This window comes from Kribbella sp. NBC_01245, from assembly GCF_036226525.1.
Lineage (GTDB): Bacteria > Actinomycetota > Actinomycetes > Propionibacteriales > Kribbellaceae > Kribbella.
The window spans coordinates 3328384-3344544 of record NZ_CP108487.1; the positions used below are offsets into that span (position 1 = coordinate 3328384).

The window sequence follows — 16161 nt, forward strand, 5'->3', positions numbered from 1 at the left end:
GATTGCAGCTAGTGGAAATGTCGGGACAAGCGCTTACCTCGTAGGCGATACTGGAAAGTGCGCCGTTTTCCGGTCGCCGATCCCCACTGCCGAGCATGATGGGAAGTGCGCCCCTCCAGATGCCGTCTGAGCAACCAGCCCACGCGCCGTCGATCCGACCCGTCTCCAACCGAACCCCTCGCCGCAGCCGCAATCTCCTCCGGCTCACCCCCTACCTCCGGCCGCACAAGTGGCGGCTGATCACGATGTTCAGCACCGCCATCGTCGGTGTTGGTGTCAGCCTCTCGATCCCCCTGGTCACCCGGGCCGTCATCGACGGACCCGTCAGCCGCCGGGAGATCGACCTCCTCCTCCCGCTGGGCCTGCTGGCCCTCGCCCTCAGCCTCGCCGAAGTCCTCCTCGTCCTGATCCGCCGCTGGGCGCAGTCCCGGGCCGTCAGCGACCTCGAAGCCACCCTGCGCCACGACCTGTACGTGCGGTTGCAGGCCCTGCCGATGGAGTTCCACACCCGCTGGCAGAGCGGGCAGCTGCTGTCCCGCGTCACCGTCGACCTGTCCACCATTCGCCGGTTCATGGGTTTCGGCCTGCTGTTCCTGGTGATCAACATCCTGCAGCTGATCGTCGTGACGATCCTGCTGCTCAACCTCTACTGGCCGCTCGGCATCATCGTGCTCGCCGCGGCCGTGCCGATCATCGTGATGTCGCTCCGCTTCGAGAAGAAGTACCTGGCCATCTCCCGGCGGGTGCAGGACCAGCAGGGCGACCTGGCCACCTCGATCGAGGAGTCCGCGCTCGGCTTCCGCGTGATCAAGGCCTTCGGGCGGCGCGAACACGTGAAGTCGCAGTTCAACGACGGCGCGGTCAAGCTGTACGGCACGTCGATCGAGAAGGTCCGGCTGGCCTCGAGGTTCTGGACCTTCCTCGAGGTCATCCCGAACCTGACCCTGGTGATCGTGCTGCTGCTCGGCGCCCTGGCCGTCGGCAACAACACCATCACCTTGGGCACGCTGGTCGCGTTCATCACGCTGATGCTGTCGCTGATTTGGCCGGTGGAATCGCTCGGGTTCATCCTGGCGATGGCCCAGGAGGCAATGACCTCGGCCGACCGGATCACCGAGATCCTCGACACCGAATCCACCATCACCTCCGGCCCGGACGAACTGACCGAGCCGCACGGGCACCTTCGCTTCGAAGGCGTCGGCTTCCGGTTCGCCCCGGACTCCCCCGACGTACTGCACGACATCAACCTCGACCTGCCACCCGGTACGACGCTCGCCCTGGTCGGCGCCACCGGCTCGGGCAAGACCACCCTGACCGCCTTGATCCCCCGCCTGTACGACGTCACCGCCGGGCGGATCACCATCGACGCTCACGACGTGCGGGATCTGACGCTGACCTCGTTGCGGTCCGCGGTCGCCTCGGCGTTCGACGACCCGACGCTGTTCTCGATGAGCGTCCGGGAGAACCTCACCCTCGGCCGGCCCGACGCGACCGACGAGGACATCCAGCAGGCTCTGGAGATCGCCCAGGCCACGTTCGCCAACGAGCTTCCCTGGGGCCTGGAGACCCGGGTGGGCGAGCAGGGCATGTCCTTGTCCGGTGGCCAGCGGCAACGACTTGCACTGGCCAGAGCGGTTCTGGCGCGTCCTGCCGTGCTGGTACTGGACGACACGCTCTCGGCGCTCGACGTACACACCGAGGCACTGGTCGAGGAGGCGCTTCGCAACGTGCTCTCCGAGACCACTGGCATCGTGGTGGCGCATAGAGCGTCCACGGTGATGCTTGCGGATCAGGTCGCGCTGCTCCAAGGCGGGACCATCACGCATGTCGGGACCCATGCGGAACTACTCGCCACGGTTCCGGCGTACAGGACTCTTCTTGCGGCTGAAGAGGAGGTCCTCGCATGACGCAGACGGCAGAGCAGGCTTGGCGCGGTTATGCCGAGGAGAACGGCGATGACCTCCCGCAGGCGGCGTCGCTCGTACTGAAAGAGCAGTCGCGCAAGCTGCTTGGAGAGCTCCTACGCCCTTACAAGAAGCTGATCTGGCTACTAGTACTCATCGTCGTCATAGAGAACGCTGCCCGTCTTGCCGTGCCGTACCTGGTGCACCTCGGCATCGACAACGGCATCCCGCCGATCCTGGCAGGAGAAGGCGCTACCACCCTCATCACGGTGGTGAGCTTCGTACTGGCTATGGCGCTCATACAGGCCTTTGCCCGGCAACTGTTCCTTATGCGGTCGGGGAAGCTCGGGCAGACGATTCTGCTCGGACTACGCCGTAGGGTGTTCGACCACTTCCAGCGGCTCAGCCCGTCGTTCCACGACAAGTACACGTCTGGCCGGGTCATCTCGCGTCTGACGTCTGACGTGGACGTAATCGACGAGATGCTGGAGACCGGGTTCGACGGTCTGGTGACGGCACTGCTCACGCTGTTCGGTACAGCGATCCTGTTGCTGACGCTGGACCTCAAGCTCGGGCTTGCCGCACTACTGTCGTTCCCGATCCTCTTCATGATCACGGCCTGGTTCCGGCGCCGTTCGGCCCAGGTCTACCGGCGGACGCGCGAGGCCGTCGCACTCGTCATCGTGCACTTCGTCGAGTCGATGACCGGTATTCGCGCGGTGCAGGCCTTCCGCCGGGAGCCGCGCAACGAGGAGATCTTCCACGGGGTCAACGACAAGTACCGGGCGGCCAACCTGGAGTCGTTCCGGATCAACGCGATCTTCATGCCGTCGGTCAAAGGCGTCGGCAACATCACGATCGTCGCGATCCTGGTGTACGGCGCCTGGGAGGCGTACCACGGACGGGTGACGGTCGGCGTACTGACGGCCTTCACCTTGTACCTGCGGCAGTTCTTCGAGCCGCTGCAGGAGATCTCGCAGTTCTACAACACCTTCCAGTCGGCCAGTGCGGCGCTGGAGAAGCTGTCGACGGTGCTGGCGGAAGAGCCGGACGTGCCCGAGCCGGTTGAGCCGGTCAAGCCTGGTCGAGCCCGCGGGCACCTGGAGATGCGCAATGTGCGTTTCTCGTACGTCGACGGAGTGGCGGTGCTGCCGGGGCTCGACCTGGAGATCCCGGCGGGTCAGACGCTCGCCCTCGTCGGTACCACCGGCGCGGGTAAGACCACCATCGCCAAACTGGTGGCCCGGTTCTACGACCCGACCGGCGGACAGGTGCTGCTGGACGGTATCGACCTGCGCCGGTTGACCGAAGACGACCTGCGGGAGCGGGTGGTGATGGTGACGCAGGAGAACTTCCTCTTCACCGGATCCGTCGCGGACAACATCCGGTTCGGCAAACCGGACGCGACGATGGCCGAAGTGGTCGACGCGGCGAAGGTGATCGGCGCGCACGACTTCATCTCGGCGTTGCCAGACGGCTACGACACCTCGGTGGAGAAGCGCGGTTCGCGGTTGTCCGCCGGCCAACGGCAGTTGGTCGCTTTCGCTCGGGCCTTCCTCGCGGATCCGGCCGTATTGATCCTGGACGAGGCAACGTCCAGCCTGGATATCCCGAGCGAGCGGCTGGTCCAGCGCGCGCTCCGGACCATCCTCACCGACCGGACCGCCATCGTCATCGCGCACCGGCTGTCCACGGTCGAAACGGCCGACCGGGTGATCGTGCTCGAACACGGCCGCATCATCGAGGACGGTTCGCCGGACGACCTGATCGGCACGGGCGGGCAGTACGCCGGGCTGCACCAGGCCTGGGTCGATTCGCTGGCCTAGAGGCCTAGTTTCCGTGGCTCTGCCGGGACGCCTTGTTCGAGGTAGTCCCGGTAGAGCTGCGGAAAGGCCCGCGGGGAGAAGAACGCGTCTCCGTCGTACTCCTCGAGCTCTTTGAGCGACCACCACTTGAGCTCGGTGAGGTTCTCCGCGGCCAACTCTTCGTCGGTCAGCGCGCCACGCGGTTCGAATCGTGGCACCCGGACCAGGAAGTACGTGTTGACGACGCCGTCATATCCCTTGGCGTACCGCGGGCCCTCCGCCTGCTGGCGCCAGAGCGGCTGCGGAACCAGATCCCGGAGTGACAGGCCGACCTCCTCCATCAGCTCCCTCGCGAGGGCGTCCTGGAGGGACTCTCCCAGTTCGATTCCACCGCCGGGAGAGGTGAGGATGACCTTGTCGGCGTGATCGGTCAGTTCGAGCCGGCAGAGCAGGACGTGGTCGGACTCGTCGACGATGAGGGCGCGGACAGCGTGGCGGAAGGTTGGCACTCGGTCACTCTAGAACTGTCGGAGGGCCTGTGTACGTTGCTTTTCATGCTCACCACGTTGGCGATCGAGAACTACCGGTCACTCCGGCGGCTGGTGCTGCCGTTGGGCCGGTTGAACGTGGTGACCGGCTCCAACGGCACGGGGAAGTCGAGTTTGTACCGGTCATTGCGGCTACTCGCGGATGCCTCGCGCAACGGTGCGGTGGCGGCGCTCGCGCGGGAGGGCGGGCTGCCGTCGACGTTGTGGGCCGGGCCGGATGTGATCAGCAAGGCCGTACGACGTGGGGAGCATCCCGTGCAGGGGACAGTCCGCGCCGGGCCCGTGTCTTTGCGGATGGGGTTCGCGTCGGACGACTACGGCTATTCGGTCGACTTCGGTCTGCCGCGACCACCGGCCGGCGCCTTTTCGCTGGATCCCGAGATCAAGCAGGAGGTGTTGTGGGCCGGGCCGTTTCTGCGACCGGCGGCGCTGCTGGTCGAGCGGAAAGGCGGGCGCGTTCGGATCCGCGGTGAGGACGGCGGGTGGACGGATGGCGGGCATTTGCTGCAGACGTTCGACAGCATGCTGAGCGAATTCGCCGATCCGCAGCGGGCGCCGGAGCTGCTGACACTGCGGGAGCGGATCAGGTCGTGGCGGTTCTACGACCACTTGCGGACGGATGCCGATGCGCCCGCGCGACAGGTGCAGATCGGGACTCGTACGCCCGTGCTCGGGCCCGAGGGCGCTGACGTGGCGGCGGCGCTGCAGACGATCCGGGAGATCGGGCCGCCGGGTGCGCTGGATGATGCGATCGAGCAGGCCTTTCCTGGCAGCCGGGTGCAGATAACCACCGACAGCGGGCGTTTCGAGGTTGCCTTTCACCAGCACGGATTGCTTCGACCGTTGTCGGGCGCCGAGCTGTCGGATGGCACCCTGCGGTACCTGCTGTGGGTCGCTGCGCTGCTCACACCACGACCGCCGGCGCTACTCGTACTGAACGAGCCGGAGACGAGCCTGCACCCGGATCTCCTGCCTGCGTTGGCGAATCTCGTCGTCACCGCGGCCAAGGACACCCAGGTCATCGTGGTCACGCATTCCCGCCCGTTCCTGGCCGCCCTCCAAGGCGGATCGGACGAACTCGGCATCGACCTTCGGCTGGTAGAGCTGATCAAGTCATTCGGCGAGACCACCATCGACGGCCAGCGCCCCTTGGACGAACCACCTTGGAAGTGGCCGACCCGATGACTGGCGCCACCCTCGACTATGCGACGAGTGGACGCGTTGTGCACCCGTTCCAGAGCCGGGTGGACTTCTGCGCCGGGGTATTCCCGGTGCGAGTTGGGGTGCACAACGCGTCCACTCGTCGCATAGTCGGCCCCGGGCCCCGCAGGGTCGAGGGACCGCTAGGCCGGGGAGCCGGCTTCTGCGTCTGCTCCGTTGTCGGCCTCATCTGGTGCCTCGTCGCGGACGCGTTCGAAGCGGACGAGGATCAGGGCGCCGGCTGCGGTGATGGCGAAGCCGGCGATCGCGCCGACGGCCCAGCCCGGGCGGATCTCGTCGCTCAGGAGCAGTACGCCGACCGCTGCGGGCGCCACGGTCTGGATCGCGATCATCGAGGCAGTCGCGACCGTTACCGTGCCGCGTTGCAACGCCATCGAATACAGCAGGAAGGCCAGTGCCGCGCTGATCGGCATCGTGTAGGCCGTGGGCCCCCGCACGATCTCCGCGAGCCCGCCTTCCGGGAGCAGCCGCGCCGAGATCGCCACGCCCGCGAAGCCGAAGCCCGCGAGCACTCCCAGCACTGCGGTCGCGATCGCGTGTAGCGAGCGGCTGACAACAAGCCCGAGCACCGCGATGACGATCAGACCGACCACCAGACCAACGATCAAACCAGTGCCGGCCGTGTCCACACCGGCATCACCCGAGGAGGCAGCCAGGAGAGCCAGGCCAGCGCACATGCCGACGACGGCCGACCATTCGACCGCGCTCAGGCGATCGTGCATGACCCGGGTGGCGAGCAGTGCGGTGACCGCCAGGCTGCCCGCGATACCGGCCTGCGCGAGATACAGCGGGAGGTGCCGCAACGCCACGAAGTGCAGGCCGAAACCGGCCAGGTTCAACGCGAGCGCGCCCAGGAAAGCAGGTTGCCGCAGCAACTGCCCGACGAACGCGACCAGGATCCGCGGGTCCAGCTCGGAACCGGTCGGCACCTTGCGCGAGCCGATGGCCTGCAGGATGGCCGCCACTCCGAACAGAACGGCGGCCCCCAATGCGGCGCCAAGTCCCAGGACCACCGGTCAGTCGCCCGCCATCGCCGCCTGCGGCTCGCGCTTTCTCGAAGCACGCGCGGTCAGATAGAGGCTCAGCCCCGCGTAGTACGCGAGGTAGGCCAGGGAGATCGCGATGACGATGGTGCTCGGGTCCGGCATCTGGGTCAGCAGTACGGCGTACGCGATGAGCCAGACGCAGGTGGTGAGCAGGTTCAGCGAGCGGAAGGCCTTGGTCCGCGACGGATAGACGTACTTGACCGGGACGAAGACCAGCACCGAGCAGACCAGCAGGATGATGCCGGTGGCGGTCGGGCTGAGGCTGAGGATCACCACGTAGAAGGCGACGACGTTCCAGTAGCTCGGGAAGCCGAGGAAGAAGTGGTCATCGGTCTTCGCGTCGACCCGGCAGAACTGGTAGCTCGAGGCAAGCAACGGCAGCGCCGCCAGCACGGCCCCGATCCAGCCTTCCGGCAGGTAGTCCCCGGTCCAGAGCAGCACGATCGGCGCGAACGCGTAGGTCAGGTAGTCGACGATGTCGTCCAGCCGCGCGCCGTCGAACCAGGGAATGGTCTCCTTGACCCGCAACCGACGGGCGATCATGCCGTCGGTGCCGTCGATGATGAGCGCGGCCAGGCCCAGCCAGAGGGCCCGGACCGCGTCACCGTCGATGGCCGCGATCACGATCAGCAGTGCGAGCACCGAGCCGCTCGCGGTATAGGCATGCAGGGCGAGCCCGGCCAGTCGCAGTCTCGTCGAGACGGCGAACGGTTCTTGCACCGCGTCGTGTGTGGTCAGGAGGACTCCCAGATCTCGGTCGACGCCGTGCGCCGGACTACGCTTCTCAGCGTCTCACATGGGTGAGCTCAGCCCTTGGCAGGCTCCAGCACGAAGACCGGGATGATGCGATCGGTCTTCTTCTGGTACTCGGCGTAGTCCGGGTAGGCCTCGACACCACGCTCCCACCACAGCTCGCGCTCTTCGCCGAAAATCTCCCGCGCGACGAACTCGCCGATGTTCGGGCCGTCCTGCAGCGTCACGTTCGGATCGTTGACGAGGTTGTTGTACCAAACCGGGTTCTTCGGGGCGCCGCCGAGCGAGGCCACCGCCGCATAGACACCATCGTGCTCGACCCGCATCACCGGAACCTTGCGGATCGCGCCGGTCTTGGCGCCCTTCATAGTGAGCAGTACGACACCCATGCCGTTGAAGCCGGTGCCCTCGGTACCGCCGGAACTCTCGATCGCCTCGACATTGTCCCGGACCCACTTCTCCGGGCTGGGAACGTATTCGTTTTGAGTGGTCATACGGGCTGCAACACCTGGCCATGGCGAAGTGTTCCAGGGCAGCACTACCTGCTCAATCAGGCATCTACTCCGGGGACTCCGACTCGCTGGGCTCCATAGGCTCCAGCAGAAACACCGGCAGCTCGCGCGCCACCTTCTTCTGGTAACCGGCGTAGTAGCGGAAACCTTCCACGGCCCGCTCCCACCACTCGGCACGCTCGTCGCCGGCCAACAGCCGCGCAACTACCTCTAGCCGCTCAGGCCCGTCCTGCAGGGTCACGCGTGGTCCCGCCAGCAGGTTCGCCACCCAGGCCGGGGGTTTGACGGAACCGCCGTTGGACCCCACCGCGACGTACCGCCTGTCGTGCTCGATCCGCATCAACGGGACCTTGCGGATCAAGCCGGACTTGGCACCGCGCATCGTCAGCAAGATGACGGGCTTGCCGCCTGCGCTTGTCCCCTTGGTGCCGCCGGATTCCTCTATCAGGCGAACCTGGTCGCGGACCCACTTCGCCGGGCTGGGCTCGTACTCGTTCTCGTTGTCAGCGGCCATGCCGCCAGCATTTCGGCCAAAGCGGCCAGCGCCGGTCCGCTACTGCCACGCTCACGCTGCGGCGGCCTCGCGGGTGGCTTTGGCGCGGGCGACCTTGGCGGCGCGCTGGCGTTTGAGCTGGATGCGCGGGTCGAGGTGGTCGGGCAGCTGAGCCGGGCCGTAGATGTGCAGCAGGATGTACTGGAATCGCCAGAAGAAGCGGTACCCCAGGCTCAGGCCCTCGTTCTCGGGTTTGCTCATCGCGTCTGCTCCTCAGATTCTTGGTACACCAATAATTTGTGTACCAACTGTTACTCTAGTCAACAGCACCCGGAGGTGGGAAATTGCCCGAGCCGCTCGAGATGACGGTCACATCCGCGGACGACCTGCTGGCGCTCGATCGCCAGGTCTGTTTCGCGCTGGCGGTCGCGTCCCGCAACGTCATCGCGCTCTACCGGCCGCTGCTGGAGCCGATGGGTCTCACTCATCCGCAATACCTGGTGATGCTGGCGTTGTGGGAGGACTCGCCGCTCACGGTGAAGCGCCTGAGCGAGCTGCTCGCGCTCGACCCGGGCACGTTGTCGCCATTGCTCAAACGACTCGAAGCCGTCGGCTATGTGACCCGCCAGCGTGATCCCCGCGACGAGCGCGCGCTGGCGGTGACGCTGACCGAGTCCGGTCGGGCGCTGCGCGAGGAAGCGCTCAAGATCCCGCCGGCCATCATCAGCCGACTGGGCATGTCCCTGCCCGAGCTCGAATCCCTGCACACCGCCCTGACCCAGGTCATCAAAGCCGCCGCCAAATAGGTCAGGCGGAGGCTTCGCATTGCTGGAGTTGGGCGGCGGTGGCGATCTTGCCCTCGATCCAGCGGCGGCGCAGGAAGTGGGCCTTGGCGAGCCGGTGCACGCCGTCGAGCACGACGAGGCGACCGCGATAGGCGACCAGGTGGATCGGGAAGTCGAGATCGGCCTCCATCACCCGCTCGTAGTGGGGACGGAAGTTCATCGGGGTGGCGGTGACCTGGTTCGGGGTGACCTTGTAGCGCTCACCGTTCAGCTGCCACAGCGGCAGATCGAACATCCAGATCAGATCGGCGACCTCGATGGGCTCGACCTTGAGGTCCAGCGCCCAGAGTTTCTCGATCTGCCAGCGGGTGGTCGGAAAAGCCTCCCGCACCGCGGCCGGCATCAACGCGACCAGTTCCTCGAAGGAGACGTCCGGCGCGATCCGGTCCGCTCCCACTCCCTCACCCATCCCAGGACCCATCACAGCTCTGCACGCTACGCCATCCCACCGACAACCGGCACAGAACCAATCAGCTGACGCGTACGGCAGTGACCACGGTATTGCTCAGGTAGACCTTGCCGGTCCAGTCCTCACACGTCACCAGGACAAGCCGACCCGGCACGCTCTGACTCATGACTTTGGCCGCAACTTTCGCGAGGGCCTGCTTGCGATAGATCACCACGGTCCGTACGACGTACCGAATCGGGCCGCGAGTAGTCGCAACCGTTACGGCATCACCTGGCTTGAGGTCTTCCAGATCGTCGAACGCACCACCTCCGGCATGAAGGGTATGCCCCGTGATGACGGCCGAGCCCTGTCGCGCACCAGGCATCGCGCCAGTGGACCACCAGCCGACCGTGCGCGGGTTCGAAGGCGGCGTGAGCGAACCGCCGTCCATCCAGATCGGCACCACGGGCGCGGTGATGCCGAGCGAGGGCAGCAGCAGCTTCTTGGGCTTTGCCGGCCGGGGCGCGGGCGTTGCTTTGGTCCGCGACGGAGTCCTGGTCGGCTTGGTGGCCGGTTTCGGCGTCGGCTTGGTGCTCGTTCGCGGTGTCGGCGTACTCACGACCGGCCGGGAGGACTCAACAGATGGCCCGGCGACGCCGCCTGGTTTCGATGATGGCGTGGTCTGACCGAATTGAAGGTAGCCACCGATCGCGACGGCGACCAGTCCCAGAACAGTGATCAGCCCGCCGCCGATGAAGGCGGCGGGCCGAGCATGTTTCATACGGGCCATCCTCAGACCGTGTGACGTCCACGGCGACGGAGGCCGAGGTAACCACCCGCGGCCAGCAGGAGACCGCCCAGGGAGAGCAGCGCGATCCCGGCCGGGCTGGTCGGGCCACCACCGCTGGATCCGTCGTCACCCGAGGTGCCACCCAGACCCGCGTCGAACGAGGTCGGTACGGGCGGCTCGGTCGTCTCTTCCGGCTCCGTCGGCTGAGTCGTCGGCGGCTTGGTCGTCGGCGGCTTGGTCGGCGGCACGGTCGGCTTGGTCGGCGGCACCGTCGGCTTGGTCGTCGGCGGCACAGTCGGCGTCGTCGGCGGCGTGGTCGGCGGGGTCGTCGGCGGGGTCGTCGGCGGAGTCGTCGGCGGGGTCGTCGGCGGCGTGGTGGGCGGTGTGGTCGGCCCACAGCCCTCTACCCAGAAGACCTTGTGCTTGGTGTCGGCGCCGATCGAGCCATCAGCGTGGACCGTCAGCTTGATGTGGAAACCCTGGACCGGATGCGGCTCACCCGTGAAGTCCAGCGTGTAGGTTTCCTTGGCGTCGAGGTCGGTGCCACCGCCTGCGGCGTCCTCACCGATGTCCAGGACAGGGCTGCCGGAGACGATGTGAACGCCACCGTCGGCCGTCGGCGCCTGGTCCGTGAAGGACACAGTCGCCTTCAGTTCCTTGCCCTCTTCGGCCTTGTCGTAGTTGTAGAACTCGATGGTGAAGGTACAGCCCTGATGTGGGTTGTTGTCCGGCTGCGGGGACATGACGACCCCTTCGACCTTGACGAACCCGTTATTGCCTGGCGGGGCCTCCGCCAGTGGAATTTCAGCGGCCGCCATTGCTGGTGCGGCCAGTGCCAGTGCCCCCAGTAGCACAGCGATCGATCCACTCGTGGCCAGTGTCGTCACCAGACGTTGTCCAGAAGATTTCTTGGTGGACATCAGGCCTCCCTCCCTAAGCATGGTGACGAAATGTCACCGACAGTTGCAGTATGGCCCCATCGTTGCCCGAATCAACCACTCAGGGTGACGTTTCTGCAACGACTCGGGCAGTATGGCCGAAACTGTTGCTGTTGGCATCAGTTCGCGCGTCGCGAGGCAACTAAATCCTCGACGACGATTCAGCGACCGGAAAGGGCCCAGCGGACGACCTTCAGGCGGCGGTCCGGGACTTGATCCGGATCAGGGCCGAGCGGCGCCTGCGCAAGAGCGATTGGGACTTCACCCGGCGGCAATCGGTGGGCAGGACCAGGTCGGCCGGGTTGACCTGGCGGTGGATCAGCACGAGCGCCGAGTCATCGCCCGGGCCGCCGATCTCATGGACGAGCTCCTCGGCGGCGTTCTTGAAGCCGGTCCCGACGAGGCGCTCGGCATGACCCGCCAGCCGGTCCGTACCGAGACCGATGTCGCGGCGCCGGGTCTCGACCATGCCATCGCTGTAAAGGAACAGCGCGTCGCCCTGCTTGAGAGTGCCGTGATTGCTGGCGAAGACCGGGTGGTCGACCAGACCGAGCAAGGGCCCGTCGGCGTCCCGCGTCTGCCAGCGTCCTGACCACGCGTCGAACTGGATCGCCGGCGGATGGCCCGCCGTCCGCACCTCGAACTCCCCCGTCACCATGTTGACCGAGACATGCACCACCGTCGCGAAGTCGTCGTCCCAGTCCTGACGGCGCAGATAGTGGTTGGCGGCCGGGAGGAACTCCTCCACCGGCACCACTCCGAGCAGCCCGCCGAACGCGCCGGACAACAGCAGCGCCCGCGTGCCGGCATCGAGGCCCTTGCCGGAGACGTCGACGAGCGCGACCTCGAGGATGTCGCCGTGGGTCGAGGACACGACGAAGTCCCCCGCGAACGACGCTCCCCCGGCCGACCTGATGGCGACCTCGGCCCGCCAGCCGGCCGGTAGGCGGGGCAGCTCCCCCTGCATCGTCAGCTGGTCCCGCAGTTCGATCAGCATCGACTCGCCCCGGGTGCCCTGGACGCCGAGCCGGGTCCGCACCTTGGCCCCGGCCAGCACGATCCAGGAGACGACCGCGAGTACGGCGATGCCGACCTTCGGCTGATACCAGTCCGGCGCGGTGATCGCGTACGACCCCAGCGCGAGGCTCAGACAGGTCAGCACCACCAGCGCCCGGAACTTCAGCAGCAATCCGCCGATCAGAACAGGAATGATCAGCGCGGATACGGGTATCACTAATGGCATCACCAAGGCGGCGACGCCCAGGAACACGGCGAGTGACATCAACCCGACCGCGGCCAGGGCGTGGCTTTCGCGCGCACGACGGACCAGCGAACCGGACAGATATCCGGCTCGTCGCATGCTCATGCCCACTGAAGCAGGCCCGCCGCGGCTACTCATCGTGAGAAGAAGATAACGGCACCGCTCGGTCCGCGCATCAAGTCGGCCGAATTCGCTCTCGCTTTTCTGCTTGAACTCAAGCTTTTCTGGTCAAACCGGTGCGCTGGCACTTCGGGCACCAGAACAGATTGCGCCCGGCCATGATTTCCGTACGGACCACGGACTGGCACACGTAGCACCGCTGACCGTGCCGGCGATACACGTAGACCTCGCCGCCGTGGTCGTCCTTGCGCGGGTCGCGGCCCATCGCCTCGGGGGTGTGGTCGTCGCTCACGGTGTCGATCCGCCCGGTCTCAACGCCGTACTTCATCAGCTCGACCAGGTCGGCCCACATGCCGTTCCACTCGCGCTTCTTCACCAGCGCGCCCGGGGTGAGCGGATGCAGCCGCGCCCGGAACAGCGTCTCGGCGCGATAGACGTTGCCGACCCCGCTGAGCACGTGCTGCTCCATCAGCAACCGGCCGATCGGCAGCTGGCTCTTGTGGATCCGCTTCCAGGCCAGTTCCGGATCGGCGTCGTCGCGCAGCGGGTCGGGCCCGAGCCGGCCGAGCAGTACGTCGCGCTCGCCGTCGGTCATCAGCTCGCAGATGGTGGCGCCGCGCAGATCGGCGTACGCCAGGCCGTTCTCGAGGCGGAGCCGGACCTGACCGACCGGTTCGGGCGCCGGTCCGTCGCCGAAGCCCATCTTGCCGATCAGGCCGAGGTGGATGTGCAGCCAGCCCGCGCCCTCGAACTCACCCAGGAAGTGCTTGCCGTGCGCCTCGGTCTGGACCAGCAACCGGCCGTCCAGCCGGGCGGCGCCGTCGGCGAATCGGCCCTGCGGGCTGCTCGCCCGGACGGGCCGGCCGCCGAACGCCGCGAAGACGTCGGCCGCCAGGCGGTGCAGGGTGTGACCTTCAGGCATGATGCCTCCATGGGTGATAAGAGAGGCGCGCCGACACCGGCCGTCGTCGGCACGGCGCGATCCATGCGGGCCCGGGATGTCTCACGTCCCCATACCGTTCCCACCGAGGGCCCCAAAAAGAAGAAGGCCCCCGAAGCACCGAAGCCGCGAGCCCCGGAACAACAGGCTCAGCAACAGCGGAGTCAGGAAGCGGACGGCGGCAAGGGCGGCAGCTCGCCGGTCTCCTCGTAACCGCTGAGCATCTCGATCCGGCGGGTGTGCCGGTCCTCGTCCGAGTACGGCGTCGCGAGAAAGGTCTCGACGAAGCTCACCACGTCCTCGATCGGATGCATGCGAGCGCCGATGCCGACCAGGTTCGCGTTGTTGTGCTCACGCGCCAGCCGGGCCGTCTCGACGCTCCAGGCCAGTGCGGCGCGAGCGCCCTTGACCTTGTTCGCCGCGATCTGCTCGCCGTTGCCCGAGCCGCCGATGACGATGCCGAGGCTGTCCGCCTCCGCGACCGTGGCCTCGGCCGCCCGCAGGCAGAACGGCGGATAGTCGTCCACGGCGTCGTACACGACCGGGCCGTGGTCGACGACGTCGTGACCCGCCTTGATCAGGTGCTCGAGGAGGTGGTTCTTCAGTTCGAAACCGGCATGATCGGAGCCGAGATGCACACGCATGCCCGAAGTCTCGCATGCCGCCTACTGGCAGTCCGGCACCCCCGGCAGCTTGGCCGGGCCTGAGCCGACGTACACGTTGGTGACGTAGCCGCCGTACTTCGGCAGGTACGCCCACCACTCGCTGGTCCTAGGCGGCGCCGAGATCACCTGGCCTCGCTTCTGACATGAGACGAGTACGTCGACACCAGACGGCAGTGTTCCCAACACCTCGCCACTGGTGTTCGGAGCGGTCCGAACTCGCACCCCCGCGCCGTACGTCGTGTGCCACGAACCGGGTGCGCGTATCCCGCCTGGAACGTTCAAACCACGAGTAAGACGCGTGAGATCGGTATAAGCCTTGCCGTACGGCGTACCGTCCGGGTGCAACGTGTAGACGGCAATGATCGACCGGTCGTCCGTACCGACCGTGCCGGTGGTGTGCAAGGCCTCCTGCACCAGATCCACCCCAGCGGCCTTACCGGGGATCGCGCAACCGCCGGAGTTCTGGAAGCCGGACCAGCCCTGCTTGACCGAGTACGCCAGGTCGAAGACGGACGCGATCCCGAAGTACTGGTCGAAGCCGTCCGTGCCACACCGGGTCGCCTGGTAGAGGTTGCCCATCACGTACTGCCGAACAGGCGCCGGCGCACGGTCCAGCAGGTAGCGGTAGATCCGCACGGTATCGGCGGGCGTGATGGCGACGTACCCCCAGAAGCCCGGGTGGCTCGCCGGCGGCCGGGCCGTATGGGTCAGGCCCAGCCGCGGCACCATCCGGTCGATGATGTCGCCGCCGCCGAGGGTGTCCCAGTAATAACTGGCGGCCGAGTCGTCGCTGCTCTGCAACATCACGTCCAGCCGGGCGCGGTCGGCCACGGGGATGTCGTACGCCGGGGCGCGGTTCCACAGGTAGTCCAGCACGATCAGGAGCTTCACCACCGAGGCCGACCGGAATTGCAGGTCCGGGTTGAGCCGCTCGGTGAACGTCCCGGTCCGGCGGTCGAACACGGCCACTCCGGCCGTCACACCCGGCGGCACGTCGACCGCCTCGGCATCGGCCCCGGCCGGCAACGAGTTCATCGCGGCCGCCAGCAGCACACTCGAGCCGGCCAGGGCCATGCTGAGACCACCACGCAGTAATCCCATCTCGTAACCCACCTACCGCTAGACGTCGGTTGTTGGTGGATTACCTTCACGTAAGTCCTCGCCAGGTTCAACCTTTGAACGTCAAACGAAAAGGCGCCGTCGACCTGCACCTTTGCCACGGGCCACCCGGACGAAACCTGCGATCAGTCGAAAATCGGGTCCTTGTCGCGGGTCCTCTTGATCTCGAAGAAGCCCTCCGTACCGGCGACGAGCAGTACGCCGTCCCAGAGCTTGCCGGCGGCATCACCCTTCGGCGCGGGCGTGACGACCGGGCCGAAGAACGCCATCCCGTTGACGGAGATGACCGGTGTGCCGACGTCCATGCCGACCAGGTCGATGCCGGCCTTGTGCGACTTGCGCAGGACATCGTCGTACCGGTCGGTGTCGGCGGCCTCGATCAGCGATGCGGGCAGACCGACCTCGTCGAGGGCCTCCACGATCACCTCACGGGACAGGCCTCGGCGTTCGTTGTGGATGCGGCGGCCGAGAGCGGTGTAGAGCGGCAGCAGCACCTCGTTGCCGTGGGCTTGCTCGGCCGCGATCAGGACCCGGACGGGCGCCCATTGGTTCGACCGGTCCTGGTCCCGCTCCTCGTTCAGCACTGCGAGGCTCATCACATGCCAGGTCGTCTTCACGGTCCGGACCTGCTCGACCTCGAGCATCCAGCGAGACGTCATCCAGGCCCAGGGGCAGGCGGGGTCGAACCAGAAATCGGCGGATTGGGGGGCGGTATCGGGGATTGTGGTCATGTCCCCAACCGTACAAACCTGGGGCAATACGGTCACCCGGTGAGGCGGTTCGATCACGGTGTGAGATAGCGGCCGGGCCGAT

18 protein-coding genes are annotated in these 16161 nt (G+C 66.7%); 4 read left to right on the forward strand and 14 right to left on the reverse strand.

The window, feature by feature from the left end; genetic code table 11:
* The first annotated feature begins 119 nt into the window (after positions 1–119).
* Both OG394_RS14640 and OG394_RS14645 read left to right on the forward strand, forming a co-directional pair.
* Entirely contained in the window at positions 120–1907 is a 1788-nt protein-coding gene (locus tag OG394_RS14640; protein WP_328995890.1) for an ABC transporter ATP-binding protein, read from the forward strand.
* Positions 1904–3730: an ABC transporter ATP-binding protein gene (locus OG394_RS14645; RefSeq protein WP_328995891.1), complete on the forward strand. Its 1827-nt coding sequence runs from the start codon at positions 1904–1906 to the stop codon at positions 3728–3730. Before OG394_RS14640 ends, OG394_RS14645 begins: the two co-directional genes overlap by 4 nt.
* Here the strand turns inward: OG394_RS14645 and OG394_RS14650 are convergent.
* The gene (locus OG394_RS14650) at positions 3727–4218 is read right to left on the reverse strand and encodes an NUDIX domain-containing protein (protein WP_328995892.1); all 492 of its coding nucleotides are present in this window, start codon (positions 4216–4218) and stop codon (positions 3727–3729) included. The genes OG394_RS14645 and OG394_RS14650 overlap by 4 nt on opposite strands.
* 45 nt (positions 4219–4263) lie before the next feature.
* Between OG394_RS14650 and OG394_RS14655 the strand changes: the two genes are divergently transcribed.
* A complete protein-coding gene (locus OG394_RS14655) occupies positions 4264–5442 on the forward strand; it encodes an AAA family ATPase (protein WP_328995893.1) in 1179 nt (392 codons plus the stop codon).
* A gap of 158 nt (positions 5443–5600) precedes the next feature.
* Here OG394_RS14655 and OG394_RS14660 read toward each other — a convergent pair whose 3' ends face one another.
* From OG394_RS14660 to OG394_RS14680, 5 genes are all read right to left on the reverse strand, one after another.
* Positions 5601–6491 carry a hypothetical protein gene (locus OG394_RS14660; RefSeq protein ID WP_328995894.1) on the reverse strand — a complete coding sequence of 297 codons (891 nt, stop codon included), beginning with the start codon at positions 6489–6491 and terminating at the stop codon, positions 5601–5603.
* 3 nt (positions 6492–6494) lie between these two features.
* Positions 6495–7244 carry a CDP-alcohol phosphatidyltransferase family protein gene (locus OG394_RS14665; protein WP_328995895.1) on the reverse strand — a complete coding sequence of 250 codons (750 nt, stop codon included), beginning with the start codon at positions 7242–7244 and terminating at the stop codon, positions 6495–6497.
* Positions 7245–7330: 86 nt separating this feature from the next.
* A complete protein-coding gene (locus tag OG394_RS14670) occupies positions 7331–7771 on the reverse strand; it encodes a nitroreductase family deazaflavin-dependent oxidoreductase (protein ID WP_328995896.1) in 441 nt (146 codons plus the stop codon).
* Between the two features lie 64 nt (positions 7772–7835).
* Entirely contained in the window at positions 7836–8303 is a 468-nt protein-coding gene (locus OG394_RS14675; protein ID WP_328995897.1) for a nitroreductase family deazaflavin-dependent oxidoreductase, read from the reverse strand.
* Between the two features lie 51 nt (positions 8304–8354).
* Entirely contained in the window at positions 8355–8543 is a 189-nt protein-coding gene (locus OG394_RS14680) for a hypothetical protein (protein WP_328995898.1), read from the reverse strand.
* An 83-nt stretch (positions 8544–8626) separates the two neighbouring features.
* On the opposite strand from OG394_RS14680, the gene OG394_RS14685 reads away from it, so the two are divergent.
* Positions 8627–9088 (forward strand): MarR family winged helix-turn-helix transcriptional regulator, encoded by a 462-nt coding sequence (locus tag OG394_RS14685; protein WP_328995899.1) that lies wholly within the window; start codon positions 8627–8629, stop codon positions 9086–9088.
* A 1-nt stretch (position 9089) separates the two neighbouring features.
* Here the strand turns inward: OG394_RS14685 and OG394_RS14690 are convergent, their stop codons facing one another.
* From OG394_RS14690 to OG394_RS14725, 8 genes are all read right to left on the reverse strand, one after another.
* A complete protein-coding gene (locus tag OG394_RS14690; RefSeq protein ID WP_328995900.1) occupies positions 9090–9536 on the reverse strand; it encodes a hypothetical protein in 447 nt (148 codons plus the stop codon).
* 61 nt (positions 9537–9597) lie between these two features.
* Positions 9598–10296: a class F sortase gene (locus OG394_RS14695; RefSeq protein WP_328995901.1), complete on the reverse strand. Its 699-nt coding sequence runs from the start codon at positions 10294–10296 to the stop codon at positions 9598–9600.
* Between the two features lie 11 nt (positions 10297–10307).
* The gene (locus tag OG394_RS14700; protein ID WP_328995902.1) at positions 10308–11225 is read right to left on the reverse strand and encodes a hypothetical protein; all 918 of its coding nucleotides are present in this window, start codon (positions 11223–11225) and stop codon (positions 10308–10310) included.
* A gap of 211 nt (positions 11226–11436) precedes the next feature.
* Positions 11437–12609, reverse strand: coding sequence for a PP2C family protein-serine/threonine phosphatase (locus OG394_RS14705; protein ID WP_328995903.1), 1173 nt, complete (start codon positions 12607–12609; stop codon positions 11437–11439).
* Between the two features lie 109 nt (positions 12610–12718).
* Complete coding sequence (locus tag OG394_RS14710; RefSeq protein WP_328995904.1) at positions 12719–13546, reverse strand: Fpg/Nei family DNA glycosylase; 828 nt, start codon at positions 13544–13546, stop codon at positions 12719–12721.
* Between the two features lie 182 nt (positions 13547–13728).
* Positions 13729–14208 carry a ribose-5-phosphate isomerase gene (locus OG394_RS14715; RefSeq protein ID WP_328995905.1) on the reverse strand — a complete coding sequence of 160 codons (480 nt, stop codon included), beginning with the start codon at positions 14206–14208 and terminating at the stop codon, positions 13729–13731.
* A gap of 21 nt (positions 14209–14229) precedes the next feature.
* Positions 14230–15330 (reverse strand): hypothetical protein, encoded by a 1101-nt coding sequence (locus OG394_RS14720; RefSeq protein ID WP_328995906.1) that lies wholly within the window; start codon positions 15328–15330, stop codon positions 14230–14232.
* Positions 15331–15473: 143 nt separating this feature from the next.
* A complete protein-coding gene (locus tag OG394_RS14725; protein WP_328995907.1) occupies positions 15474–16079 on the reverse strand; it encodes a mycothiol-dependent nitroreductase Rv2466c family protein in 606 nt (201 codons plus the stop codon).
* Between the last annotated feature and the right edge of the window lie 82 nt (positions 16080–16161).

What these genes read in the sequence shown, in the direction of transcription:
- OG394_RS14690 (WP_328995900.1), bottom strand. Translation starts at nt 9,536, where the DNA reads ATGGGTGAGGGAGTGGGAGCGGACCGGATCGCGCCGGACGTCTCCTTC.
- OG394_RS14710 (WP_328995904.1), bottom strand. Translation starts at nt 13,546, where the DNA reads ATGCCTGAAGGTCACACCCTGCACCGCCTGGCGGCCGACGTCTTCGCG.
- OG394_RS14675 (WP_328995897.1), bottom strand. Translation starts at nt 8,303, where the DNA reads ATGGCCGCTGACAACGAGAACGAGTACGAGCCCAGCCCGGCGAAGTGG.
- OG394_RS14680 (WP_328995898.1), bottom strand. Translation starts at nt 8,543, where the DNA reads ATGAGCAAACCCGAGAACGAGGGCCTGAGCCTGGGGTACCGCTTCTTC.
- OG394_RS14715 (WP_328995905.1), bottom strand. Translation starts at nt 14,208, where the DNA reads ATGCGTGTGCATCTCGGCTCCGATCATGCCGGTTTCGAACTGAAGAAC.
- OG394_RS14640 (WP_328995890.1), top strand. Translation starts at nt 120, where the DNA reads ATGCCGTCTGAGCAACCAGCCCACGCGCCGTCGATCCGACCCGTCTCC.
- OG394_RS14700 (WP_328995902.1), bottom strand. Translation starts at nt 11,225, where the DNA reads ATGTCCACCAAGAAATCTTCTGGACAACGTCTGGTGACGACACTGGCC.
- OG394_RS14705 (WP_328995903.1), bottom strand. Translation starts at nt 12,609, where the DNA reads ATGAGCATGCGACGAGCCGGATATCTGTCCGGTTCGCTGGTCCGTCGT.
- OG394_RS14725 (WP_328995907.1), bottom strand. Translation starts at nt 16,079, where the DNA reads ATGACCACAATCCCCGATACCGCCCCCCAATCCGCCGATTTCTGGTTC.
- OG394_RS14720 (WP_328995906.1), bottom strand. Translation starts at nt 15,330, where the DNA reads ATGGGATTACTGCGTGGTGGTCTCAGCATGGCCCTGGCCGGCTCGAGT.
- OG394_RS14695 (WP_328995901.1), bottom strand. Translation starts at nt 10,296, where the DNA reads ATGAAACATGCTCGGCCCGCCGCCTTCATCGGCGGCGGGCTGATCACT.
- OG394_RS14655 (WP_328995893.1), top strand. Translation starts at nt 4,264, where the DNA reads ATGCTCACCACGTTGGCGATCGAGAACTACCGGTCACTCCGGCGGCTG.
- OG394_RS14670 (WP_328995896.1), bottom strand. Translation starts at nt 7,771, where the DNA reads ATGACCACTCAAAACGAATACGTTCCCAGCCCGGAGAAGTGGGTCCGG.
- OG394_RS14645 (WP_328995891.1), top strand. Translation starts at nt 1,904, where the DNA reads ATGACGCAGACGGCAGAGCAGGCTTGGCGCGGTTATGCCGAGGAGAAC.